18 protein-coding genes are annotated in these 24334 nt (G+C 60.6%); 5 read left to right on the plus strand and 13 right to left on the minus strand.

Features of this window, described 5'->3' with window-relative positions:
• Positions 1-62: 62 nt before the first annotated feature.
• Positions 63-1199 (minus strand): site-2 protease family protein, encoded by a 1137-nt coding sequence (locus ACFO3S_RS16575; protein WP_378098492.1) that lies wholly within the window; start codon positions 1197-1199, stop codon positions 63-65.
• 589 nt (positions 1200-1788) lie between these two features.
• On the opposite strand from ACFO3S_RS16575, the gene hflX reads away from it, so the two are divergent.
• The gene (hflX, locus tag ACFO3S_RS16580) at positions 1789-3060 is read left to right on the plus strand and encodes a GTPase HflX (RefSeq protein ID WP_378098495.1); all 1272 of its coding nucleotides are present in this window, start codon (positions 1789-1791) and stop codon (positions 3058-3060) included.
• A gap of 83 nt (positions 3061-3143) precedes the next feature.
• Here hflX and ACFO3S_RS16585 read toward each other — a convergent pair whose 3' ends face one another.
• Positions 3144-4904 (minus strand): methyl-accepting chemotaxis protein, encoded by a 1761-nt coding sequence (locus tag ACFO3S_RS16585; RefSeq protein ID WP_378098497.1) that lies wholly within the window; start codon positions 4902-4904, stop codon positions 3144-3146.
• A gap of 214 nt (positions 4905-5118) precedes the next feature.
• Between ACFO3S_RS16585 and ACFO3S_RS16590 the strand changes: the two genes are divergently transcribed.
• Entirely contained in the window at positions 5119-6759 is a 1641-nt protein-coding gene (locus ACFO3S_RS16590) for an SWIM zinc finger family protein (protein WP_378098499.1), read from the plus strand.
• Entirely contained in the window at positions 6756-9734 is a 2979-nt protein-coding gene (locus ACFO3S_RS16595) for an SNF2-related protein (protein WP_378098502.1), read from the plus strand. The genes ACFO3S_RS16590 and ACFO3S_RS16595 overlap by 4 nt, the downstream gene beginning before the upstream one ends.
• Before the next feature lie 70 nt (positions 9735-9804).
• Here ACFO3S_RS16595 and ACFO3S_RS16600 read toward each other — a convergent pair whose 3' ends face one another.
• Both ACFO3S_RS16600 and ACFO3S_RS16605 read right to left on the minus strand, forming a co-directional pair.
• A complete protein-coding gene (locus tag ACFO3S_RS16600) occupies positions 9805-10083 on the minus strand; it encodes a hypothetical protein (protein ID WP_378098504.1) in 279 nt (92 codons plus the stop codon).
• A 90-nt stretch (positions 10084-10173) separates the two neighbouring features.
• A complete protein-coding gene (locus tag ACFO3S_RS16605) occupies positions 10174-10530 on the minus strand; it encodes a LytTR family DNA-binding domain-containing protein (RefSeq protein WP_378098507.1) in 357 nt (118 codons plus the stop codon).
• Between the two features lie 285 nt (positions 10531-10815).
• Between ACFO3S_RS16605 and ACFO3S_RS16610 the strand changes: the two genes are divergently transcribed.
• The gene (locus ACFO3S_RS16610; protein ID WP_378098647.1) at positions 10816-11121 is read left to right on the plus strand and encodes a helix-turn-helix domain-containing protein; all 306 of its coding nucleotides are present in this window, start codon (positions 10816-10818) and stop codon (positions 11119-11121) included.
• Positions 11122-11315: 194 nt separating this feature from the next.
• Here ACFO3S_RS16610 and ACFO3S_RS16615 read toward each other — a convergent pair whose 3' ends face one another.
• From ACFO3S_RS16615 to ACFO3S_RS16635, 5 genes are all read right to left on the minus strand, one after another.
• Positions 11316-11957: an Rpn family recombination-promoting nuclease/putative transposase gene (locus ACFO3S_RS16615; protein WP_378098510.1), complete on the minus strand. Its 642-nt coding sequence runs from the start codon at positions 11955-11957 to the stop codon at positions 11316-11318.
• A 270-nt stretch (positions 11958-12227) separates the two neighbouring features.
• Positions 12228-12845: a hypothetical protein gene (locus ACFO3S_RS16620; RefSeq protein ID WP_378098512.1), complete on the minus strand. Its 618-nt coding sequence runs from the start codon at positions 12843-12845 to the stop codon at positions 12228-12230.
• Positions 12846-12864: 19 nt separating this feature from the next.
• Positions 12865-13596, minus strand: coding sequence for a ZIP family metal transporter (locus ACFO3S_RS16625; RefSeq protein ID WP_378098514.1), 732 nt, complete (start codon positions 13594-13596; stop codon positions 12865-12867).
• A gap of 157 nt (positions 13597-13753) precedes the next feature.
• On the minus strand, positions 13754-16864 hold the full coding sequence (locus ACFO3S_RS16630; RefSeq protein ID WP_378098516.1) for a beta-galactosidase: 3111 nt from the start codon (positions 16862-16864) through the stop codon (positions 13754-13756).
• Positions 16857-18182: a glycoside hydrolase family 125 protein gene (locus tag ACFO3S_RS16635; protein ID WP_378098518.1), complete on the minus strand. Its 1326-nt coding sequence runs from the start codon at positions 18180-18182 to the stop codon at positions 16857-16859. The genes ACFO3S_RS16630 and ACFO3S_RS16635 overlap by 8 nt, the downstream gene beginning before the upstream one ends.
• A gap of 245 nt (positions 18183-18427) precedes the next feature.
• Between ACFO3S_RS16635 and ACFO3S_RS16640 the strand changes: the two genes are divergently transcribed.
• A complete protein-coding gene (locus tag ACFO3S_RS16640) occupies positions 18428-19270 on the plus strand; it encodes a lipoate--protein ligase family protein (protein ID WP_378098519.1) in 843 nt (280 codons plus the stop codon).
• 160 nt (positions 19271-19430) lie between these two features.
• On the opposite strand, the gene rhaS is transcribed toward ACFO3S_RS16640, so the two are convergent.
• From rhaS to ACFO3S_RS16660, 4 genes are all read right to left on the minus strand, one after another.
• Entirely contained in the window at positions 19431-20525 is a 1095-nt protein-coding gene (rhaS, locus tag ACFO3S_RS16645) for a rhamnose ABC transporter substrate-binding protein (RefSeq protein WP_378098520.1), read from the minus strand.
• Positions 20526-20619: 94 nt separating this feature from the next.
• On the minus strand, positions 20620-21609 hold the full coding sequence (locus tag ACFO3S_RS16650; protein ID WP_378098522.1) for an ABC transporter permease: 990 nt from the start codon (positions 21607-21609) through the stop codon (positions 20620-20622).
• Positions 21610-21612: 3 nt separating this feature from the next.
• The gene (locus tag ACFO3S_RS16655) at positions 21613-22662 is read right to left on the minus strand and encodes an ABC transporter permease (RefSeq protein WP_378098524.1); all 1050 of its coding nucleotides are present in this window, start codon (positions 22660-22662) and stop codon (positions 21613-21615) included.
• A complete protein-coding gene (locus ACFO3S_RS16660) occupies positions 22659-24194 on the minus strand; it encodes a sugar ABC transporter ATP-binding protein (RefSeq protein ID WP_378098526.1) in 1536 nt (511 codons plus the stop codon). The genes ACFO3S_RS16655 and ACFO3S_RS16660 overlap by 4 nt, the downstream gene beginning before the upstream one ends.
• Between the last annotated feature and the right edge of the window lie 140 nt (positions 24195-24334).

The following is a 24334-nucleotide window of genomic DNA, read 5'->3' on the forward strand; positions in this document are numbered from 1 at the left end:
ACATGTCCGTCCAAAATAGAGAAAAGACGCCCGCCGATCGTTGGCTGGCGTCCCCCTATGGTCTATCTATGCAGCTCCATCATTCGGTGCCCGTACAGCATAAACACGGACAGCACCCCGGCCAGCAGCAGATAGGCGGCCAGCACCTTCCACTTCACGGACGCCGGAGCCTCGTAATACGTTCGGTAGCGCTGCAGCTCCTCGTCGATTCCGGCGATCGCCTCGTCGGCTTTCCTGACCTCTTCGGCAAGCAGATCGGACGGAATCGGCTTGTCCGGATCGCCGTCCTCGTACAGCACCGGCTCGTACTCCCACTCCTGGAGCAGGGAGAGCTGCCGCTCGGCGAATTCGCGATCCATCCGAGCCTGTTCCCGGGCCAGCTTCTCTTCGTCCTGAAGGAACGGGATCAGCCTTTTCCTGCCGCCCTCCTCCTCCTCCTCTCGCTTGGCCGTCTCGATCTGGGCCAGCAGCGCTTGCTTCAGCTCCCAGGTGCTCGCCAGATTGGGCCAGCGCAGCAGCTCCTTGCGAAGTTCGGTCAGCTTCCGCTTCTCGTAAGCGAGCAGGCCTCCCCTGTAGCCCTCCCTGGCCCGGTTCCACCAACTGACCGCGCCGATAATGAAAATAAAGACGACAAGAGGGCTGTGCGAGAGAAAGGCGTAAGCTCCGAGCAGAATTAAGCCGAGCAGCCAAACTTTCGTCGACAGCACGGAGACGATGCGGCCCCCGTCGAGCGGAGAAACCGGAATCAGGTTAAACAGATTGATCATCGCTCCCAAAAATACGACCAGCGCCCAGAACGGATCTCCCGTCCACTCGTACAGCGCGACGGCGGGAAGAAACGAGAGCAGCCCGGCCAGCGGCCCTCCGTAAGCCAAATACGCTTCGGTAGCCGCGTCTCTGGGCATCTGCTTCATCGAGATGAACGCCCCCATGAACGGAATGAAGAACGCCGGCGACGTCTCGATCCCTTTGCGCTTCGCCGCCACGACATGTCCCATCTCGTGCACGAAAATGAGGTAGACGACCGCGACCCCGAACTTCCAGCCGTACAAGGCGGCGTACGCGCCCAGGCTCACCATCATCGTGATCAGCGTTCCGCCGAACTTGGTCCACTTGAGCAGCGCGAGCACCCATTTGAATTTCGCCAACAAGAATACGCCGATTCCCATCAGCAACGATCTGCTTTTGGTTTTATCCACGTCGGGCTCCCTTCGTTGCGTTCGCTAGCTAGATTACTTCCTATTATCCCCTATAATACGTCCGGGGACAAAGCCTAGTTTCGTCTCGGAAATTTTCTTTGGCGATTCGGCAAGTACAAAATACCCGCTTTCCTGACTGAACCCCCTCCGACATCAACGTGATCCCGCCGATCCCAAGGACGGCGCAAGCCGTTTATGCTTGCTTGCCGTCGTCATCCGTGCTACACTTACACGTACTTATAGGAAATGGAGGGGCTACGAGTGATTGACTCCATCCGGGTTAAATCCTTGCGCGGCTAATTGAATAGCGCTTAAGGCTCTGCCTGCGTGCAGAGGACACCGGATCAGTCTGTCCTATAACCCCTTTACCACGGCGAACGAAGCGAATATGCGCGGAACGGATGATGGTCGGCGAATCAAGATCGCCGTCCGTTTTTCGGGCATTTCCTTATGCGTTGCGCCGCAGGCCTATAGGTATGGTCCGTTCGGAACCTCTATCGTCATATGACCGCACAGGCAGAGAGATGTCTGTGTTTTTTTATTGTGTTTTAGAGGAACACGCCTTTTATACGAATGGAGGAATTCCGATATGGAACGAACGAGAGATCAAGCGATTACGGTCGGCGTTCAGCTGAATCAGAAGCCCGGGTTCCGCGCGTCGATGGAGGAACTGCGCAGCTTGGCGGACGCCTGCGAACTGGAAGTGGTCGGAGAAGTGACGCAGAAAGCGGAAAAAATCGTGACCGCGACCTATATGGGAAGCGGCAAGCTCAAGGAGCTGAAGGAAGCGCTGGCGGCCAGCGAAGCCGGCGTCGCCATCTTCAACGACGAGCTGTCCCCGTCGCAGATCCGCAATCTCGAGGCGGAGCTGGATTGCCGGGTCATCGACCGGACGCTGCTCATCCTCGATATTTTCGCAAGCCGGGCGCAGACCCGGGAAGCCAAGCTCCAAGTCGAAGTCGCCAGGCTGCAGTACATGCTGCCTCGCCTGATCGGGCTCCGGGAGTCGCTCGGCCGTCAGGGCGGAGGCGCAGGCCTGAAAAACCGCGGCTCGGGCGAAACGAAGCTGGAGCTCGACCGCAGACGGATCGAAGACCGGATTGCGGCGCTGCAGGACGACCTGGAGAAGCTGGTCGCCAGGCGCCAAGTCCAGCGAAACCAGCGGCGCAAAAACGAAATCCCCGTCGTCTGCCTGGTCGGCTACACGAATGCGGGCAAGTCCAGCCTGATGAACGCCGTCATCCGGAAAGTCGATCCCGGCTCGGACAAGGAAGTGCTGGTGAAGGATATGCTGTTCGCCACGCTCGAGACGTCGGTTCGCAGCATCTCGCTTCCGAACCGACGCTCGTTCCTGCTCGCCGATACGGTCGGCTTCGTCAGCCAGTTGCCCCACCACCTGATTAAGGCGTTCCGCTCGACGCTCGAGGAAGTGACGAACGCCGATCTGCTGCTTCACGTCGTCGACTGCTCCGATCCGGAGAACGCCAAGCGGATCGAAGTGACGAACGAAACGCTGCGCGAGCTCGGGGCCGGAGATATCCCGTCCCTGTACGTCTATAACAAAGCGGACTTGGCGGAAGGCCGGAGCTATCCCGCGGAGGCCGACGGCGGCATTTACTTGTCGGCGAGGGAAGGAGCCGGGATCGACGAGCTTGTCGGGCTGATCGGCGAACGCGTCTTCACCGACGACAAGGATTGCGAAGTGCTTATCCCGTTCGATCAGGGACGCCTCGTCTCTTATTTCAAAGAGAATGCGGTCATCCATGCCATAAGCTACGAAGAGAACGGCACCCGGTTAAGGATGACCTGCCGGGAAGCCGACTACGACAAGTATCGGAACTTGTTTGCAGCGCCGGACTGATAGCGGCCGTCGCCGATATCCGCTCTCCATGTCAAAGGACGGCCGCGCAATCCTTCTAACGGATAGCGCGGCCGCCCTTCGCGTCAACCGGTTTTAAACCGGCCGGCAAGCTCCTTCATGCTGTCGGACATCTGGTTCAAGCGTTCAGCGGACGCTGCGATCTCGTCCATGGCGGCCAGCTGCTCCTCGTTCGCGGCGGAGATGGAGCCGGCCGATTCCGCCGACTGTGCCGCTCCCTTCTCCATCTGCTGCAGCGACGCCGCCACCTGCTGTGCGCCGGCGGACATCTGCTCGGCGGCCGAGGAAGCTTCCTCGGCCTGGTCCGCGACGCTTCTCGTCGCTCCCACGATGCGCTCGAACGCCTCGCCCGTCTGACGAATCGATGCGATGCCATGCTGGACGTCCCGTTCGCCTTTCTCCATGGACACGCCCGCCGTCGCGATATCGGCGATAATCGCTTCGATCAGCTCCGTCACTTGACCCGCGGATTCGTCCGATCTCTCCGCCAGCTTGCGTATTTCTCCCGCCACGACGGCGAAGCCTTTGCCGTGCTCTCCCGCGCGTGCGGCTTCAATAGAAGCGTTCAGCGCAAGCAGGTTCGTCTGCGCCGAGATTTCCCGGATCGCCTGCGAGATGTCGCCGATCTGCTGAGACCGGTCCTCCAGCCGGCTGACGACCCGGCCGATCTCGCCGACCGTGACGCTGATCGTCTCTACCCGCTCGGAAGACTCGACAATCCTTCTGCGGCCCTCCTCCGCTTCCTCCAGCGTCGATGCGGAAGCTTCGAACGTCGCCCCTGCGGAATCGGCGATTCGGCCGATGCCGATCGTCATCTCCTCCACCGCCTTGGACGTCTCCTCGATGCCCTTCGCTTGAGCCTCGTTGCTCGCCGCCAATTCGGCCAGCGATTCGGACGTCTGATGCGCTGCCCGAACGGTATCCCCGATAATGCCCGCCAGTTGACTCGAAGCGTTCGCCAGCGCGTTCGCGCTAAGCGTCTGGTTGCCCGCCAAGTCCTTCAGATTGCTCGCCAACCGATTGAAAGCTCTCGCCAATCTCCCGATTTCGTCGCGATTGCGGACGGTCAGCTCTTCCCCAGTCAAGTCTCCCTGTGCCATCCGCTCCGCCAGCCTCGTCATCCGGATGACCGGGCGCGAGATATGCTCGCCGAACAGCGCCAACGTGAGGATGCCGCCGATCAGACAGAAGATCAGCGTCCACACAATCGCCCCCAGAATCGCTTTCTGTCCTCCGTTGTAATCCTCCACATAGGAGCCGGCCGCGAGAATCCATCCCCAGTCCGGCTCGGCTACGGCATATACGATCTTGCGGGCCTCCTTGTCCGACTGGGGCAGCGGCCAATCGTAATACGTGAAGCCTCCCCCGTTAAGCGCGACCTCCGCAACCTCTCGGATATAATATGTACCGTCGGACGTCACCTTGTCCCATATATTCTGCCCCTCCTGGTTCGGATGGGCCAGCAGATTTCCCTTATCGTCCATAGCGTAGAAATACCCGTTCTCGCCCAAATCGATCGTTTTGTTGATCGGTCTCGTGCCGTCCGGCAGCTTCTCGCCCAGGAGCATCACCCGCAGGCTCTCCTCGGCTTCCTCCCGCGTCAGCAGGCCGCTCTGAACGGATTCGTTCAGGGCGCTCATCATTTCGCCCGCCATCGTTACGCTGTTCTTCAGATTTTTCCGGATCAAGTCGCCGGTTTCCTCTGTGCCGACTCGGTAGGCCACGACGCCCAGAATGACAATCGGAACGACTAACAGAAAAAAAGAAACCGTCAACAGCTTTTTTCGAATCGTTAGCATGCTTGAATGCTTCGTATTTTGCGACATTGCCAGAGCCCTCCGTCTCAGGTCATGGTTAATTTATCCTATCCGCTCTCTGAACATCATATCAGAAGTTCCGTCGGGGCTTGTCAAACTTTTGGCACAATTATGTGAACGAATCGCCGCGCGGGCGTCCGCCCGGAACGAAGGACGCAGCGCCGCGGAACATGCTATACTATAGGGATCATTGCCTGATCACCATCACCGGGAGACTTCAAATATGATACCAACCTATGAACTGGACGACGAGCAATGGGATCGGCTCGTTCGGGACGTGGCCAAGCATTTCGGCGAAGTCACGATCAGCAGGGGCTTCCAATACTTCAAACGGGGCAAGGTCGTCAAGCTGACCCTTCCCTCCGAGAGGACGGTGAAGGCCGTCGTCGAGGGCAGCGAGCTTTACCATCTCTCATTAAACCTCGACAGTCTATCGTCCAGCCGCTGCGACTGTCCCGTCGGCTACTCCTGCAAGCATATGTTCGCCGCGATTCTTCGCTATGCCGACCTGTACAACCGGTCGATCCATACGCTCGTCAACGCCAAGTCGCTAGCCGGCGCTCAGGCGCCCAGACAACGCGCAGCCTCCTACAACGAGGCCAAGAAGCTCGCCGCCAAGAAGGCGGCCGAGGATCTGGCTCTGCTGCAGTCGCAAGCCCGCAGGCTCGCCGAGCTCAGCGTGCGGGAATGGCACGAATGGCTGGCGCTGGCGACCGCTCCGCTGATGCAGAGCTCGCGGAACGCGCAGTTTATTAACGACGCCCTTGCGGCGATCTATCGGCATAAGCCGTCGCTTCCGGCGGACGTCGACGCCTTTTTCCTCCTGCACGCCCATTTTTACGTGCTGGGCAAGCTGACCCAGCGGCCGCAGGATTTGTCCGGCTATATGTATTCCTACCTGGCGTTCCACATGCACCACGCGGCCTCCGACCTGCAAAGCAAGATCGGCCGGCGCATCGGGCAGATGGCCGGGGCGTCGGCCGATCCGGACAACGAGTCCAGAACGCGCGAGACGCTGGATTACGTGCGTGATGAAATGCTGGCGGAGACGAACGAGAATCGCTATTTCCTGCATCATTATCTGCAAATTTGGAGGGAATGGCTGCTTCCCCGCTCGGGCGCTTCCACCGACTACGAGGCGGAGTTCCTTCGTCTGGAGGAGACGGCCGCAGCGGCCGATTCCCCCTCCGCCCTTGCCCGCGACGCTGCCCGGGCCGGGCTCATGATGTTCCAGGGAAACGACGAGCAGGCGATGGAGCTGCTTCGGACCGTCGACGAGCAGACGGACGTCCCCGAGGAGCTTCTGTGGAGCTTGCTCGAGCACCTGGCGAATACCGGCCAATGGCGGCGGCTCGCCGACTGGCTGGGCGAGATTGCGCCCATGCTCAATTTCCGCAAGGGCAGCAATCTGCGCGCCTATGCCGAATATTGGGAGCAGGCGACGGGCCATTGCCCCGAAGCCGGCGAGCGGATGTGGGACAGTCTCGTCTCCATGCTGCCCCATACCCGGGAGCTGTACGAGGAGAAGCTGCTGGCAACCGGCCAATGGCGGCGATGGATGGACTTTCAGCTCAGCATGGGCAACGATCCGTTGGAGTTCCGGGTTGCCAATCTGGCGCCCATCGAGAAGAACGCGCCGGAAGCGCTGCTCCCCTTTTACCACCAAGCGGTAGAACGCTACGTCCTGCTTAAGAACCGGGAAGGCTACAAAATCGCGGTCAAGCTGCTCAAGCGGCTGGCGAAGCTGTACAAGAGGCTGAAACGGGAAGCTCGCTGGGAGGCGTTCCTCGAGGCGTTCGCCGACAAGCACAGCCGGCTCCGCGCGCTTCAGGAGGAGCTACGGAAAGGAAAGCTGCTGACATGACGCACCACCAGACAGACCGAAAAATCTACGTGCGCGTTCTGCTCGGAGGATACGGCGACGCTCTGCTTCACGGCCTTTACGCAGGCTACGATTCCGCTTCGGGCGTCGCTCTGAAGCATGCGCTGTTCGCCTGGCACGAGCCCTCTTTTTACGGTACGGATCTGATCGTCCATCGGCTGGAGGACATCGAGGCCGTCGTGCTGCCATCCGAGATGGTCATCCCATACTTCGCCGAGCTGAACCTGCTTCGCCATATCGAATGGGAATGGGACGACTGCGCCCTTCAGCTGATCGGAGTCGCCCCTCTGCTGGCCAAGCGGATCGAGGAAAGGAAATTTCACCCGAGCTACGAAGCCTTCTTGGCCGATAAGCTGGAGTGGACGTGGGACGAAGACGGGCTATCTGCGGAAGACCGCGCCCTATTGGCCTCGGTCTCATCCGATGAAGAGTTCGCGGCCGGACTTCGGGCGGCGTTCTCCGGTGCGGTCTTCCAGACGCATTACGGGCTGCCGACGTCGGCCGGAGATCTCCGCAGGGAATTCCCGCTGCTCTTCACGGGCAAGGAGAAGCTCGTTCAAGCCGGCTTGACCGAGAACGACTGGCTCGTAGCCATAGGCTGGAGAGCGGATAACGCGCCGTTCCGCCCCGCGCTGCAGCTGCTGGAGCCGGACGAACGGGCGGACGATTGGCGCATGCGGCTCGTTCTCCAGGACAAGCAGGACGAGTCGGCGCTCTTCCCCGTGCGGCTGGCCGCGACCGGAGAGCTGCTCGGCGCTTGGCCCCGCGAATGGTCGCCGTATGTCGCGCAGCGATCGCCGCAATGGCTGGAACGACTGCTTGCCCTGCTGCCGGACGACCGGTTCAACGGCTCTCCTCGCGACGTGTTCGCGGAGCCGCTGGACGACGAAGCCGCCTGGCGCTTCCTGACGGCGGACAGCCAGCGGCTGCTGGCGGCCGGCTGGCAGGTGCTGCTGCCCGCCTGGTGGGAGGCGGCCAGCCGGAAGAAGCCCCGTCTCCGCGCCAAAGTCGGCTCGGCCGAAGGAGGCCGCTCCGGCGGGTCGCTGTTCGGACTCGACTCGCTGGTCGACTTCGACTGGCGAGTCGCCATCGGCGACGTCGATCTGTCGGAGGCGGAGTTCGCCGAGTTGGTCGCCCGGGGCGCCCGGCTTGTACGCTTCCGCGGCCAGTGGATTCAATTGGACCCCGCGCTGCTGGCGCAAATTCGCAAAGCGATGGCCTCTGTGGACCGCCGCCAAGGTCTCTCCTTCCAGCAAGTGCTGCAGCTGCATCTTCTGGGTGGGGACGACGATTGGAGCAGCGGAGAGCTCGGAGAGAACGAGGAGTCCGGCGCCGAGCGGGAGCATCGCATCCGGCTGGAGATCGAGCTGAACGAGCATCTGACGAGACTCATCGGGCAGCTGACCCAGCAATCGGAGCAGCCTGCGCTCCCCGTGCCGGCGGGACTGCGGGCCGAGCTCCGCTCCTATCAGCGGGAGGGCTACGCCTGGCTGAGCTTCCTTCGCCAGTTCGGGCTCGGCGCCTGTCTGGCCGACGATATGGGCCTCGGCAAGACGGTTCAGCTGATCGCCTACCTGCTGCGTATTCAGGAGAGCGCGCCAGAGGGCGAGCGCCCGATGCCGTCGCTGATCGTCTGTCCGACGTCCGTGCTCGGCAACTGGCAGAAGGAGCTCGCCCGCTTCGCGCCTTCTCTGAAGGTCATGCTGCATTACGGCAGCAAGCGGCTCGGCGGGGAGGAATTCGTCGAAGAAGCCAAACGGGCGGACGTCGTGCTGACTTCGTACGCGACCTGCTCGCTCGACCAGGAGACGCTCCAGGGACTGACCTGGACCTCGATCAGCCTGGACGAGGCGCAGAACATCAAGAACGCGCAGACGAAGCAGTCTGCCGTCGTGCGCAGCCTGCCCGCCAGGCACCGGATCGCGCTAACCGGAACGCCGATCGAGAACCGGCTGTCCGAGCTGTGGTCGCTGTACGACTTCATCAATCCGGGCTACCTCGGAAGCTCGCGGGAATTCGGCAGCCGGTTCGCCGCGGCGATCGAGAGGGACAAGGACGAGCAAAGCACAGCCGAGCTGCAGAAGCTGATCAAGCCGTTCATGCTGCGGCGCAAGAAGAAGGACCCGGCCATTCAGCTCGACCTTCCCGACAAGAACGAAATGAAAACGTATGTTCATCTGACCGCCGAGCAGGGCGCGCTGTACGAGCAGACGGTGAACGAGCTGATGGAGAAAATGCAAAAGCTGGAGGGCATCGAACGAAAAGGGGCGATTCTGGCCGCCCTGACCCGGCTTAAGCAGCTGTGCGACCATCCGCTGCTGCTGACCAAGGAAGCCGTGCCCGAATCCGAGGCTTCGCCGGACGAGGGGGCGCTCCTGGACGTCGAAGCGCTCGCCGGCCGCTCCTCCAAGCTGGAGCGCCTGATCGCCATGGTCAAGGAGCTCCGCGAAGAGGGCGACCGCTGCCTGATCTTTACGCAATACGTCGATATGGGGAATATGCTGAGACGAATTCTGAAGCAGGAATTGCAGGAGCCCGTATTCTATCTCAACGGAAGCACGCCCAAGGCGGCAAGGGACCGCATGATCGAGCAGTTCCAATCGGTTGCCGAGCCTTCGGAGGAAGGACGTCCCGGCGTGTTCGTCCTGTCTTTGAAGGCCGGCGGCGTCGGGCTGAATCTGACGGCGGCGAATCACGTCTTCCACTTCGACCGCTGGTGGAATCCGGCGGTCGAAAACCAGGCGACGGACCGCGCCTACCGGATGGGTCAGACGCGCGACGTGCAGGTGCACAAATTCATCGCGCTCGGCACGCTGGAGGAGAAAATCGACGAAATGCTGGAAAGCAAGCAGCAGCTCAGCGACAACGTCGTCTCCTCTTCCGAGGGATGGATTACCGAGCTGTCGACGGAGGAATTGAAGGACCTGTTTACGCTGCGGCGGGATCTCGTCGGATGACGGAAGGGCGGGACTCCCGACCGGAGGGATGCAGCCGGTGCCTGCTTCTCGGGCAGACCGCTCTCTTTTCTTATAGATGGCGCTGTAGAGCCGATTTCCGGAGCAGCCTGCGCGCTGCAGCGCTGCCCGCGATCACGACCAGAGAGCAGCCGAGCAGGCCGACGGCCGCGGTCGTCCTGTCGTCGGCTCCGAGACTTGCCGTCACAGAGCCGGCCGTCACGCCGAGCGCGATTCCAAGCGCGGCGGACAGCATGCCGAGCGCCTTGCCCGCAGCAGAGCGGGAGCCGATCCCGAATACCATCAAACAAGCGATAGATGCCGTTCCGGCAGCCAACCATAGCAAGATCATGCGATCACCCCGTCTAGTAAATGATTTCATTACTAGAGTGGTCAGGAATCGCGCCCGTTAAACCTTCGACCGGCCGAATGGCCGGTCGATTTAGTCTTCGTCCATTTTGACCTCCTTCAAGCTTTTCAGGTAGGTCTTGATTTGCTTCTGCGCCTTGCTCGACACGGGCGCGATGATCTCTCCGTTCATCGTGCGAAGCTTGACGATATTCAAGATTCCGTCGAACGCCTCCACGCGCTCCGGGTGAATGAGCGTCCCCCGGTCCGTACGAAGAAATCCCGATTCCTGCAGCAGATCGGACAATTCTTTCACCGTGGAAATCAGTTTATACTCGTCGTCGTACGAATAAATCGTCATTTTCCCCGCTCCGTTCGTCTGCAAATACACGATCTCCTTCACGTCGAGCAGTCGATGCTCCCCTCTCGAATTCATCAGCGGCAGCCGCATCCGTCTCCTCCTCCTCGGTGGCTAGTAGCGCATAAGTATTTTCGGCGCGGAGATGATACACATAAATCGCATCCCAAGCAAATGCAAGAATCGGATGTCTTGATTATAGCTTTAAATACGATTTATGAATACAGGTTTTAGGCGCATCTGTATCTTTCTGCCGCTTCATTCCCTTTCGCTACTTTTCTACACTGGTAAGGAACGATTGAGAGGTGTGAACGATTGGCGAACGATATTCTCAAGCTCGTCGGCCAACGCATACGAAGCTTGCGCAAGGAACGGGGAATGTCCCAGGAACAGCTCGGGGAGAAAGGCGGCTTTCACTACTCCTATATTGGACAAGTGGAGCGCGGGGAGAAGAACGTTTCCCTGCTGAATTTGGCGAAAATTTCCGCAGCGCTGGAAGTCAGCTTGTCGCAGTTGTTCACTTACATAGACGGGGAGGAAAAACGGACCGACTCGGAAAGGGATCTGCAGGAGATCCTGTCCGCGCTGCGAGCCCAGAAGCCCGACCAGGTTCGGATGGTTCGCAACGTCGTTCGGGAAATTCTGGGAGACGGTGATCAGTATTCGACGGATAAGCGGAGTTGAGCCTATGAACGCTCCTCCGGGAGAACCATCCTAACGCAAAGAAACCGTTCTTTCGTAAACGGAGGCGAGACCCCGATTTACGATCTGAACGGTTTCTTGGCGCATCCAACGAAGGGTTCCTCATGCGTTCGGCTTGGCGTTGCTCTCCGGCAGCCGTCGGATTTGCTCCTCGCTCATCCCGCTGACTTCGGCGATCAACCCGATGTCCATTCCTTTGGCCAGCATCTTGAGCGCCATCTCGGTTCCTCTAAACTTAGCTCTTCCAGCTTTTCTTCCGTTTTGGCAATGATCGGATCCATGGCGATCAGCTCCTTCAATTGGTCTTCAGGCAGCTTCTCGTCCATGAACATCAGCCACCTGTGCAAGGCGATGCTTGTGTCTTTCTCCATTCGCTCGAACTTGGGAAACTCGATAAAATGAACTTCGAGCTCATCGGTCAGCAGCGCACGTTCCTCGTGGTCCTCGTAGAAGTGGTACGAGCTATGAAACCTATCGTATGGGAAAAGGTTGAAGTTGAGGAAGTTAATGGTGATCGTCTTTCTCAAGCTTTCGTAAGGCTTCCCTGCGGCGAGCGTTGAAGCGAACAGCTTCGACAAATAAAACAGGGTGCGCTTCACCATGTTGTTACGATCAACCATTTGCATTTCGATATTGATCAATTCGCCGCCGGACAGTTCGGCCAGAATATCGAGGCGGCCGGTTTTGCCCGCCGGCGTATCGCTGCCTAGCTCCATGTTTCCCGCAATATTGAGCGACGTGATCGGATCCGTCCCGTCCGGCCGAAGAATCGCGTTCAGCAACGCCTTCAAGCTTTCCTCCGACGCTTGCCTTCCCAAGCATAAACGGCTTACGCCGTCGTTGGGACCGGCGGGATAACGTTTATGTCGGAGGTGATTCAGATAAGGATAACGAATTTTATACTTTCTGAAGCACGAACAAATGGCGGAATATTAAATCGTTTTTCGGTTTCAAACGAACGACAGCCAATACATCCACTCTCCCGTATGGTTAGTCGGCACAAAATGCCACGCTCCATCGGTGCTTCCGTATCGGCGTATAAAGACATTATATCATGTTCTAGGCGTTCCATCATCCCGTCCAGCGCTTCACTTCGCGTAACGCAGAATAGCGGCGGCGGCGCGCTCCCGCCTGTCGGGATCGCCGCTGCGAAGCGCCTCCTTCAGCACCGCCAGCGCCTCCGCGACCGTCTCGTCGTCGACCCTCGGCCGGCCTTCGGACGGCGGCTCGCCCGTCCGCGGCGACAGCCATCGGTCCAATTGCGCCAGCTGAATCGGATAAGGAAAAGTCTTGATGGCGCCCGGGGCGTCCAGCATGTCCCGGACGAGGCCGTTCAGCTCCGAACGCGCGATCCGGTGCAGCCACGTGACGCCGCGGCGATGGCAAGCCCCGTCCTCCGGAACGTCAGACGACTCCACGTAGAAGTAATCCCCGACATCGCCCAGCATGACCGTGTCTCCGTCGGCGAACAAAATCAAATCGCCGTCCCGCACACCGCTGGCGAACAGATGGATTTCCTCCGCGCTTTGCGAAAGCTCCCGCCCGGAATAGCCGCTTATTCGGGCCAATCTGTCCTCGATCTCGTCCCTGCCCGCTCCCTCCAAATCCCCGATGCCCGAGCAGCCGATGCTGACATAATTGTCTTCCAAAAATTTCCCAAAGCGGCCCTCGAACGCAGGATTCAGCCGTATGCCGTACAACTTCATTTTCGCCGACGCGCTCCCTTCATCCGAACCACTGGCTAATATAGAGCATGAGCAGCAATCCCAGGATAAAAGAGTAAGTAGAGGACCTTTCGTACCCGTGCCCATGGCTTTCCGGTATGAGCTCTTTATAGGAGATGAACAGCATCGCTCCTGCGGCGAAAGCCAGTCCGTAGCCGATCATGCCGGCGATTCCGCTTGCCGTAAAGTAGCCGACGACCGCCGAGACGGCTTCCATCAGCCCGGTCAAAAATACGATGGCGAACGATCTCAGCTTGCTCACCTTCGAGTTGATCAGGAAGACGGCGAGAATGAGCCCTTCCGGCATGTTCTGGGCTCCGATCGAGATCGCCACCATCGGTCCCAGCCCCTGGTTCTGGCTCGCGTAGCTGAAGCCCGTGCTCAGGCCCTCGGGAATGTTATGAATGAACAGCGCGATAATGACGAGCAGAGACTTCGAATCGAACGAGCTGACCCGGCTGTCGTTCTCCACGTCGATATGAGGAATGTTCTTCTCGATCAGATCGAGCACGACGACTCCGACCAGAAGGCCGAGAGTCAGGCCGACTATCCCTGATTCCTGAATCGCCTGCGGCATCAGACCGAACGTCGAAGCCGACACCATAATGCCCGCCGTGAAGGCGACCAGCACGTCCTTCCACTTCTCGGACAGCCTGCGGATGAAAAAGATAGGCGCGGCTCCGAGCACCGTGGCCATTGCCGAAATGAAACTTCCGAGTAAAGCGGACTCCAAAGCCGAATGCTCCCTTCGTGCCGATAACATTAGCGTCTGAGTTGATTCTAATTTGAATCGCCCGCCATTGCAATCGCGAACGAGGGCCGCCCCCCAGTCCAGCGGCGGCCGGGAGGGGCGGCCCTCGAATCGCAACGGGTCCGATTCGGCTCCTCGCCTAGCATACGTCGGCGGTTACCCGAACCTCCTCCGGCCGGTAGACGGACACGATCCGCCCCTCTCCGTCCGTCGCGAACAGCACCGCTCTCTCGCGCTCCAGCTTGAAGCCGTAAGTCGCGGCCGTGAGCGGGTCCTTCACCCGAACGGGCATATCGAAGGCGTACTCCGACACGAACACGTACAGCGAGCCGTCCCGGAACTTCAGCCGCCGACCGTACACGCCAGGCTGATCGCCTTCCAGCCATTCCATCTCCGCTTCGTATCCGGCGATTTTCAGCGCGTAAACATACAGCGCCGCGATCGGCTCGATCCGATCGTTCAGCTCCACGGGCAGCGGACACCAGATGACGCGTCCTTTGCCGTAAGCGGCCTCCACGACCGCATCGCCCGCCGAACCCGATCCGCTTCCCCCGACGAAAAATTCCTTAAACGCCTCGGCGATCCTCCGGCTGCCGTACGACACCGGATAAGACGCGCCGCCGATGACCAGCCGCTCCTCGCGAACGACGTTGCTTAGCTTCCGTTTTCCGAACGCATCGGCCAGCCTCTCCGCCGAACGCCAATACGCGTCGAGGCCCATCGGTCCGGTGAACAACAAAGTCGCACCCGTACGGGCAACGTAATCGAGCAGCTCCGAGAACGCCCGGTCGTCGACGTTATGCGCGGACGGTACGATGACGAGCTTGGCCGGAGCCGCCTCCAGCTCGCGCAAGCGATATTCCGACACGCCTCGGAACGGCACGTTCAGCTCGTAACCGAGCACCCGCGTCAACCGCGTCGTGGCGTCGAAGGCCAGCCTGCGGTTCGAGAAATCGTTGGAATACGGGAAGACGACGGCGACGTCCTCGAGTTCTCGGTCCCGGAACAAGCCGCGAATCTCCTCCATGAAGCTGCCGAAGCGATACGACACGTCCGCCTCCGGCTTCTCCGTTCCGTCGGCGCGCAGCGCGCCGATGTGCGATTCGTTGGCGTTGTCCATATAGAAATTGGTGTTCCAGATCCAGTGGATCGCGCCCGCTCCGCCCGTCGAGAACGCGTAGGCATACTTGCGCTCCAGCATGGCGCGCAGCTCTTCCTCGCTCCGCTTGGCGAAGCCTTCCGGCGTCTCCACATACATAATGCCCGTTTCTTGGACCACATTCGGCTTATAGGCCGTCTTGGCGAAAATGCCGTCCCACAGCAGGTGGTCGTTCAGCCACCAGCTGTGCACTGTCGTGTAATCCGCCGCCTCCTGATAGAAGAACGGAGACGGCCGCTGCGCCCCGAGCGCCTCGTCCTGGCCGACCGTGACAAGCTGGTTCGGGCACACTTCCTTGATCGCGCCGTACAGCTCCTTGGCCCAACGGTTGTGCATCTCCATCGAAAACAAGACGTAATCCAGCCAGCGCGTCCCTCTTTTTCCCGAATGCATATCCTGAACGTCGAAGTTGATCTCGCTTGCCTCCGGAATGGCCGCCGCCGCGAAGTCCGGCAGCTCTCCCGGCGTCATGCCCCAGCGCTCGCGCAGCGCCTCGACCGTGCCGTGCCGCTCGGACAGCCACCGCACGTAAGCCTGCCGCTCGAAGCCGTCCCGGCAGGACCGGGGACCGCTGGAGAAAATCCGCTCGGAATCGAACATCGAGGGCTCGTTGATCAAATCCCAATCGACGTTGGCCGTCTCCCGGTGACGGCTGACGATCGAGCGAATGAAGCGCTTCTGCGCCTCCACGCTCCGAGGGTCGAGATACGGATTCGTCCCTTCCCACGTCTCCGGCGTAAACGAGAAAAACGTAAACGTCACCTGCAGGTCATGCTTCTTCGCCGTCAGGAAGAAAGCGTCAATGGAACGCAGCACTTCCTCCGACGCGTGTCCATCCACTTGCATGACGTTACGATAGGCGGTCCAGATGCCCGTGCGAATCCAGTTGATGCCGGCCTTGCGCATCTGGGCCATATCCTTGTCCCAGACGGAGACGTTGGGCAGGAACAGAAACTTGCGGGCGACGTCCGATGTCATATACGTCATGCCGACGATCGGCAGCGGCTGCCCGTCCTTCTCGAAGTAGTCCCGGCCGGCGCGGATCGGGCTGCCCGACTTCAGCAGCTCCGCGTCGACGGCCCAGAAGCCTTGGCGCAAGGTGCGCTTCTCCCCGTCCGAAGCCTCCGCCTCGCACGCCACCGCATAATAGCCGCCTTCCAGATCGATCGGCAGCGGAATGCGCTCGAACCAAATCCCTTCCCCAACCTTGGCCGCAAGCCGGCGCTCGAATACGTCCGCCCCGTCCTTCTCCCGGACGACCCGGATCGCGAACGTCCACTCGCGAGCCTCTCCGCCGCGCCCGAGCTTCTGGGCTTGAAGCGTCAGCAGAGGGCGCTCGTGCAGCTCGTAGGAGGCGTAGCCCGGCTTCACCCACAGCTCGGTGACCCCGGCCGCGCAGAACGAAGCCCAGCGAGCCAGCGCCGCGAAGCCGCCGGACTCGGCGAACGCACGACCGAGCGGCTGGTTGACGAACAGCCATCGCCCGCCGGCGAATTCGCCGCGCATGTTCTCCCACAGCACGACCGGAGCGGCAACCTCCCGCCCTTCGGACGATACGCCCTTCACCAGGGCGTGGATCATCGCGTCCATCGGACCGGCGGAGCCCATCTGATGCGGCAGGTCGCTCGACTTCGTCACGTGAGGAACGAGGTTCCATGTATCCGTAACGTCGAGCAGCGCCTCGCTGCCCCTGAACAACGGAAGATCGCCCGCCGCTTCCAGCTTCGCGACAGGCTCGGACTTGACCGGCAGCATTTCGTGAATGCGAAGCTGCCGGTGATAGGCGGTTTGTTCGGGCTCGACATGCCATCGGCCTTCGACCGAACGCACCGGTCGGCGGAACGGCGCTCCGCCCGCGCTGACCAGTCCGCCTCCCCGTTTCAGGAAAACCAGCGTCTCCTCCCAGGCGTCCGCAGGAAAGTAAGGCGCATGCAGCGTGACGAAGCTGCCTCCGTCCGCCTCCTTCAACGCGGACGCTAAGCCGGCCGCGTCCGCAACCGTGCCGATCGCCCGCAGCCGTTCCGTCGCTTCGCCCCCGAGCGCCGCGGCGCCCGGAAACGAAGGGTCGTAGAAAATAACCGTTTTAGCCATCCAACAATCCCGCCTTCATCGACTTATAGACCAGCTGGGAAAACAGACTGTTCGACCACGCGAACCATTTTCTCGTAAATCGGCTTGGATCGTCGGCATGGAAGCCTTCGTGCATGAAGCCCGTGTCCGCGTCCGTCGCTTCCAGCAGGGCGATCATCTCCAGCTTCTCTTCGGCCGACTTCGCCGTCAGCCCCTGCATCGACAGCGCCATATGCCAGATATAGTCCGGGGGCGTGTGCGGGCTGCCGATTCCCTTAGCAGCCTTGCCTTCGTAGTAGAACGGATTTTCCCGGCTCAGCGCGAAGCGGCGCGTATTTTCGTAAATCGGATCGTCCTCGGAGACGTAGCCCAAGTAAGGAATCGAGATCAAGCCCGGCGTTCCGGCGTCGTCCATCAAGCTATAATTGCCGAAGCCGTCCGTCTCGTACGCGTAGATCGGGCCGAATTCCGGATGCCGGTAGACGCCGTACAGCCGAATGCCGTGATCGACCTCGCGCTCCAGCTTGGCCATTTCCCGCTCGAACGACAGGTCGCGGAACACGAATTCGGCGATTTCCCGCATTTGCCGCAGCGTGACGACGAGGAACATGTTGTCCGGAATGTTGTAATGGAAGTCGCAGGCGTCGTCGCTCGGACGGAAGCCGGACCAGACCATGCCCGTATAGTTGACCGGCATGCCCAGCCCGCCGTTCATGAGCGAGTCGGTCGGAATGCCGTTGTTCCGCTCGAAGCGGTACGGAGATTGCTCGAAATGGCGCTGCTCCCTTTTCCACAGATCGACCGCCGTACGCATCGCCTTCTTGAACTCGGAGTCGAAGATGTCCGCGAGTCCCGTCATCTTCCAATAGGCGTAGGCAAGCCGCATCGAGAAGCAGATCGAGTCCAGCTCGAACTTGCGTTCCCACACTCGCGGCGACATCTCCGTGACGTCGTCCGCATCCCAATGCCAGTCGTTGTCCATTTCGTTAAAGGCGTTGGCGTAAGGATCGATTTGAATCAGCTTCATATGAAGCTTGACCAGTCCGGCGATCACCCGCTGAAGATCGGCGTCGTCTTTGGCCAACGGCACGTAATGGATGACCTGCTCGACGGAGTCGCGCAGCCACATGGCCGGAATGTCCCCGGTTATGACGAACGTCGTGCCGTCGTCCTTCAGCTTGGTCGTCGTCTCCAGCGTGTTCGGAAAGCAGTTCTTGAACAGCTTCAGCAGCTTGGGGCGATGAGCCAGCCGTCTCTCCGCTTCGGACAGCGCGTCCTGCACCGCCTGGGGCAGCTCCAGCTTAGGCATGGAAATTTGGGGCAATCGGAATTGTTCCATGATTGATAAATCCCTCCATAACCTAAACGATTCTGCGCGCACCCCCGCGATTCCTTCACCGTCCCGAGCTTCTTCGCGCGGATGGACATCAGGGCCGCGGGTAAGCAGACGAGACCGGCCGCAATTACAGGAATCGAGTAGACGTCGAGCGAGGTCAACCGTCGGGATGGCCGGTTGTTGCCCCTCTCCCGCATCAGGTATGCTAGGGAGACCGGAACATTCGGCAGATCAGGGAGGGGCTACACATGGACGGACGGGAGAATGAATGGGCGCGGGGAATCAGAATTCTGGACCGGACGGCGGAGCTTGATGGCGGACAAGACGTCGCCCGATCCTTCGCGATCGACGAGTTGCTCGGCAGGGGGGTCGGAGGCGGAGCGGATCCGGTGTGCCATCTATGGCGGCATCCGCGCGCTTTCGTCATCGGGGCAAGAGACAGCCGGCTGCCCGGCGCGCCCGAAGCGGCCCGTCGGCTTCGCCGCATGGGCTACTCCGTGCTTGTCCGCCATTCCGGAGGCGCGGCGGTTCCGCTCGACGCCGGAGTCGCGAACGTCTCGCTCGTGCTGCCGATTGACGTCAGCCGGACGCAGAACTACTCGGACGACTTTGAGAAGATGGCTCGGACGATCGGCCGGGCGCTGTCCTTCTACGGCGTCCGAATCGACAAGGGCGAAATCGCGGGCTCTTACTGCCCCGGAGACTACGATCTGAGCGTGGACGGGCTGAAATTTTGCGGCATCGCTCAGCGAAGACAGCTGAAGGCGATGATCGTTCAGGCTTTCGTTGTCGTCGAAGGCTCCGGCGCCGAGCGGGCGGAGCTGGTCAAGGCGTTCTACGACGAGGCTGCAGCCGGCGCCGGACCGGAAGACTATCCTGCGGTCAGGCCGGATACGATGACCAGCCTGAACGAGCGGGCGCCGGCCGGCCCCGCTTCCGCAGAGGCGTTCACCGGCGCGGTCGTCCGCGCGCTGGAGGAGCTGGCTCGGCCTGCCTCCCCGCTTCGCCGCTTCCCCCTGCATCGGCTCGACGAGGAAGCCGTCGCGGGCATGAGCCGGAAGCTTCGGGAACGATACCCGCTGCTGAGCTGACTCGGCGGCTCAAGTCGCCGGGCGTCCGTTCCATTGGGCAGAGCCGCTCGGCGCTTCCGAGACGGCGCGCGCCGCCCCTCCTCCTCGGGAAGAGAAAGGAGCCGTTCCTCCAGTCTGCAGCAGACCTTTCGAAACGGCTCCCTCTTCTATTTTCGCGTAATTAATAGACGTCTTTCCATTCTGCGATGTTGGATGCGTCGAACTTGAACGGATCGCCCAGCATCACCTGCGTGCCGTCGCCGTCGGCGATGACTTCCTTCTCGCCGAGCTTGCCGGCCGTGAACTTGTCGCCTATGGCGCCGGTGATCGTGCCGTTGACGAGAGCGTCGGCGGCATAGCCGGACAGATAGCCGACGTCAAGCGGGTTCCACAGGTACATCCACTGGCAGACGCCGCTTTCGATGTACTCGGCCATCTCGCTCGGCAGGCCAAGACCTGTCAACTGCACTTTGCCCTTCAGGCCTTTGTCGGTCAGCACCTTGCCGGCGGCCGCAATGCCGACCGTCGTCGGAGAGATGATGCCCTTCAAATTCGGGTACGACTTCAGCAGCGCTTCGGTCTCGGATACGCTCTTGTCGCGCAGGTCGTCGCCGTAAGCAACCTTCACCAATTTGACGTCGGCGTATTTCGGGTCCTCCAGCTCTTTTTTCATCCATTCGATCCACAGGTTTTGGTTCGTCGCTTGAGAGGTCGCGCTCAGAATGGCGATTTCTCCGGATCCGCCGATCATCTCGACCATGCCCTGCACGAGCGTGCGGCCGATGCGCTCGGGATCCGCCTGATTGATGTGCAGCATGCGGCTTTGCGCGTTTACCGCAGAGTCGAGCGACAGCACCTTGATTCCGGCGTTCATCGCCTTCTCCAGCGCCGGCTGCAGCGCGTCCGGATCGTTGCCCACGATCGCGAGGGCGTTCACCTTCTGGGAGATCAGCTCGTCGATCATCGAGATTTGGGCTTCAGCGGTCGGCTGGTCCGGAGCTTTCAGGATGACCTCGTAGCCAAGCTCCTCAATCGCGTTCTTGTAGCCCTCCATTTCTTTCTCTCCGTACGGATTTCCGGCGTTCTTGAAGACGATGGCGAATTTCTTCTGTTCGTCCGCTTGGCCTCCGGACGACGGACTGCCCGAAGCCTGGCCGCTGGACGACGGGCTGCTCGAAGCCTGGCCGCCTCCGCTGCCGTCCTTGCCGCCGCCGCAAGCCGACAGCGCCGCGATGAGCATAACCGCGGTCAGAATCGTTCCAAACACCTTTTTCATTTTCTTATCCTCCCTTTTCTTCTCGCTCTGAAGCATGATAATGACTATACAAAACAGTCGCAAGACCGTGTTGTAGCGTGCTTGAACCCGTCGCTTACGTCCTGCGGACGGCGGAGAAGCGCTGCTTCAGCTGCGGAATCGCTACCGAAGCGATCAGCAGCGCGCCCATAATGATGAGCAGCGTTTGCGCGGAGACGTTCACAAGGCCGAGACCGTAGCGCAAAAATCCGATCAGGAAGACGGCCAGTATCGCTCCGATCATGCGTCCCTTGCCCCCCGCCGTGCTGACGCCGCCGAGTACGACCATCGCGATCACCTCAAGCTCGTAGCCCGTGGCGATGTTCGGACGGGTGCTGCCCATCCGCGAAGTCAGGAACAGGGCGGCGATGGCGGACATCAGACCGGCCAGCGTAAAGACGACGATCTTGATCCGGTCGACCTGAATGCCGGAAAATCTGGCCGCGGTTGCGTTATTCCCTATTGCGTACACTTTTCTGCCGAATGTCGTTCTGTGCAGCAGAATCCAGAAGACGACGGCGAAGAAAGCGAATGCGATCAGAATAAAAGGAATGCCTGCGACGTAGCCCCAGCCGAGAAACTTGAACCAGCCCGGGAATTTGCCCGCAGCCTGGTCTTCCAGCAGAATGTAGGCGATTCCGCGATAGATGATCATCGTCGCCAGCGTGACGATGACGGCGGACAGCTCCTTGTATTTGACGATCAGCAAGCCGTTGATCCAGCCGCACAGCGTGCCGACAGCCAGACAGATGACCACGGCCAGCTCCATCGGGACGCCGTGCTGGTACAGATCCGCCATGATGACCGACGACAGGGCGACGATCGAGGCGACGGAAATATCGATATCCCCGAGCAGGATGATGAAGACCATCGGCAGCACGATAAACGCTTTGTCCAGAAAGCCCATCGTCGCGTCTCTCAGATTGGCGGAGTCCAGAAAATATTCCGACAGGTTCGAGTTCATGACGAACACGCCGAGCAGGAGAAGAACGAGCAGCCATTCCCACTGGAGGACGAAGCCCTTCAGCGTAAACTCCCTCTTGCTTGCAATCTGTCGTTGTTCCATGGCTTATATCTTCCTCCTCATCAGGTTGTTGCGGTCGATTCCCCGCTTCACCAGGGCGTTGACCAGCACGGCAATGAGGATGATCGAGCCTTGAATGAAGTTCTGCCAGAACGGCGACACATTGATCATCGGCAGCGCATTGTTCAGGATGCCGAGCAGCACCGCGCCAAGAATGACGCCCGACAGCTTGCCGACGCCGCCCGCGATGCTGACGCCGCCGAGCACGCAAGCGGCGATGACGCTGAGCTCGTAGCCCGCAGCCGTGTCCCCCTGCGCCGAAGCGAATTTGGACACCCACAGCACGCCGGCCAGTCCGGACAGCCCGCCCATGATCGAGTAGACCAGCCATAGAATCCGGCCCGTCCGAATGCCGCTGATCTCCGCCGAGGTCGGGTTGCTTCCGATCGCATACACCCTTCTTCCCGTGCGGGTATGGCCGACGAAATAGTAGGCGGCGATATAGACGGCGACCGCGATCAGGATCAAGTGGTTAATGCCGAGCACCGATCCGGTTGCGATCGCCTTGAAGCTCTCCGGCATCTGGTGAGCGCTGACCCACTTGCCGCCGCTCGTCTCGAACGTCAACCCGCGGAAGACGTTCATCATGCCGAGCGTGGCGATGATCGGAAGAATGTTGACCCAGGACACCAGGAAGCCGATTACGATGCCGCACGCCAGGCCGACGCCGATTCCGACGCCGATCGCCAGCAGCGGATGCAGGCCGGGATAGTGGCTGACCGTTAGCGCCGAGACCATCCCGGCCAGCGCCAGAGTCGCGCCGATCGAGAGATCGATCCCTCTCGTCAGGATGACGAGCATCATGCCGACCGAGAGGATGCCGAGAATCGCCGTGTTCGTCGCGATGTCGCCGATATTCTCCCAGGTCAGGAAGCTCGGATTGCGCAGCTGCACGCCGATGGACAGCAGCACGATGAAGAGCAGCAGCCCCAGCTCCCGGAACTTGGCGATGCCGGCGCTAAGAGAGCCGGCCTTGTCCGGCCGTCCCTGCGCGCCCTGAATGGCCGCCGCGGGATTCGTTGCCGTCGGTTTCATGCCCCCTCCCCCCTTGCCCGGCTCGCCGCGGATGCCGAATCGTCCATCGAAGCGGCCAGAATGGCTTCCTGCGACAGCTCCTCCCGATTCAGAATCGTCGTAATCCGGCCCTCTCTCATGACGGCGACCCGATCGCACATGCCGATGATCTCCGGCATCTCCGAGGACACCATCAGAATCCCGTAGCCGGCGTTCGCCAGATCGCTGATCATCTCGTAGATCGCCGACTTCGCGCCGACGTCCACGCCCTTGGTCGGCTCGTCGAGGATGAGCACGTCCAGCTCGGCCGTCAGCAGCTTGGCGAACACGACCTTCTGCTGATTGCCTCCCGAGAGGGCGCCGGCCAGCGTGAATACGCTGTTCGCTTTGACGCCGACCTTCTCCGCGAGCTCCTTGGCCAGCGCCAGCTCCTTGCGGGCGTTCAGCATCCCCTGGCGGGAAAATCTCTGCAGCGCGGGCAGCGTAATGTTCCGGCCGATCCCCCACTGCAGCACGAGGCCCTGCTTCTGGCGGTCCTCCGGCAAGTAGCCGATGCCGACGTTCATCGCTTCCCGGGGGCTTCTGACGTTCAGCTCCTTGCCCTTGAACACGATTCGGCCCTTGTCGTGCTTCGATACGCCGAACAGCGTCTCGCACACCTCCGTGCGGCCCGCACCGACGAGGCCCGTGAGCCCGAGAATCTCCCCTCTTCTCAAGGTGAAGGAAACGTCCGCGAAATAACCGGTTTTACCGAGCCCTTCGAGACGAAGAAGCTCCTCTCCGATCTTCGCCTCCGTCTTCGGGAACAGCTGGGAAATTTCCCGTCCGACCATCGCCACGATCAGATCGGGGTTGGAAATCTCGTCGACGTTCCACGTGCCGATATATTTCGAATCGCGGAATACGGTCACCCGGCTCGCCAGCCGATACATGTCCTCAAACCGGTGCGAGATGAAGATGATCGACGCGCCGCCGTCCCGCAAGCGCTCCGTAATTCGGTACAGCTCCTCGCTTTCGTTTTTCGTCAGCGCGGCCGTCGGTTCGTCCATAATGATAATTTTGGCGTCTACCGACAGCGCTTTCGCAATTTCCACGATCTGCTGCTCGGCGACGCTGAGCGCGCCCATCTGCGTCTTCGGGCCGAAGCTTGCGCCCAGCTCCTTCAGCAGGCGGCCCGCTTCCTCGTGCATCTCCTTCCAGCGGATGCGCCGCGTTCCTTTCTGTATTTTCTCGTGACCCATGAAGATGTTCTCGGTCACGCTCAAATCCGGATAGTTGGTGACATGCTGATAGATCGCCGCGATTCCGGCCTTCTGGGCGTCCGTCGGATGCTTGAACGACACCTTCCTCCCGTTCAGGAACATGTCGCCCTCCTCCGGGGCGTGAACGCCGGTAATCACTTTGATGAAAGTCGATTTGCCTGCTCCGTTCTCTCCCATCAGGGCGTGGATCTCTCCGGGCTTTAACTGGAAGTAGACGTCGTCCAGCGCTTTGACGCCAGGGAACACCTTCGTGATCCCTCGCAGCTCCAGGACGTATTCCGCCTGCGCCATCCCCGACCCCTCCTTCTCTCTAGCTCTCAATGCGTAGCTTAAGAATACTGCGGTCGGGATAGCGTCCATAGGGGGCATTATTCAGATAGGGGGGGCAAATTTCGGGTCATGAAGCTCGGGGCGGCCGACAGGACGGCCGG

It is taken from the genome of Cohnella hongkongensis, from assembly GCF_042654645.1.
Lineage (GTDB): Bacteria > Bacillota > Bacilli > Paenibacillales > Paenibacillaceae > Cohnella > Cohnella hongkongensis.

Bases quoted from the DNA above. Each gene is read 5' to 3' on its own strand.
- hflX (WP_378098495.1), top strand. From the start codon at position 1,789: ATGGAACGAACGAGAGATCAAGCGATTACGGTCGGCGTTCAGCTGAAT.
- ACFO3S_RS16585 (WP_378098497.1), bottom strand. From the start codon at position 4,904: ATGTCGCAAAATACGAAGCATTCAAGCATGCTAACGATTCGAAAAAAG.
- ACFO3S_RS16590 (WP_378098499.1), top strand. From the start codon at position 5,119: ATGATACCAACCTATGAACTGGACGACGAGCAATGGGATCGGCTCGTT.
- ACFO3S_RS16595 (WP_378098502.1), top strand. From the start codon at position 6,756: ATGACGCACCACCAGACAGACCGAAAAATCTACGTGCGCGTTCTGCTC.
- ACFO3S_RS16600 (WP_378098504.1), bottom strand. From the start codon at position 10,083: ATGATCTTGCTATGGTTGGCTGCCGGAACGGCATCTATCGCTTGTTTG.
- ACFO3S_RS16605 (WP_378098507.1), bottom strand. From the start codon at position 10,530: ATGCGGCTGCCGCTGATGAATTCGAGAGGGGAGCATCGACTGCTCGAC.
- ACFO3S_RS16610 (WP_378098647.1), top strand. From the start codon at position 10,816: ATGTCCCAGGAACAGCTCGGGGAGAAAGGCGGCTTTCACTACTCCTAT.
- ACFO3S_RS16620 (WP_378098512.1), bottom strand. From the start codon at position 12,845: ATGAAGTTGTACGGCATACGGCTGAATCCTGCGTTCGAGGGCCGCTTT.
- ACFO3S_RS16630 (WP_378098516.1), bottom strand. From the start codon at position 16,864: ATGGCTAAAACGGTTATTTTCTACGACCCTTCGTTTCCGGGCGCCGCG.
- ACFO3S_RS16635 (WP_378098518.1), bottom strand. From the start codon at position 18,182: ATGGAACAATTCCGATTGCCCCAAATTTCCATGCCTAAGCTGGAGCTG.
- ACFO3S_RS16640 (WP_378098519.1), top strand. From the start codon at position 18,428: ATGGACGGACGGGAGAATGAATGGGCGCGGGGAATCAGAATTCTGGAC.
- rhaS (WP_378098520.1), bottom strand. From the start codon at position 20,525: ATGAAAAAGGTGTTTGGAACGATTCTGACCGCGGTTATGCTCATCGCG.
- ACFO3S_RS16650 (WP_378098522.1), bottom strand. From the start codon at position 21,609: ATGGAACAACGACAGATTGCAAGCAAGAGGGAGTTTACGCTGAAGGGC.
- ACFO3S_RS16655 (WP_378098524.1), bottom strand. From the start codon at position 22,662: ATGAAACCGACGGCAACGAATCCCGCGGCGGCCATTCAGGGCGCGCAG.
- ACFO3S_RS16660 (WP_378098526.1), bottom strand. From the start codon at position 24,194: ATGGCGCAGGCGGAATACGTCCTGGAGCTGCGAGGGATCACGAAGGTG.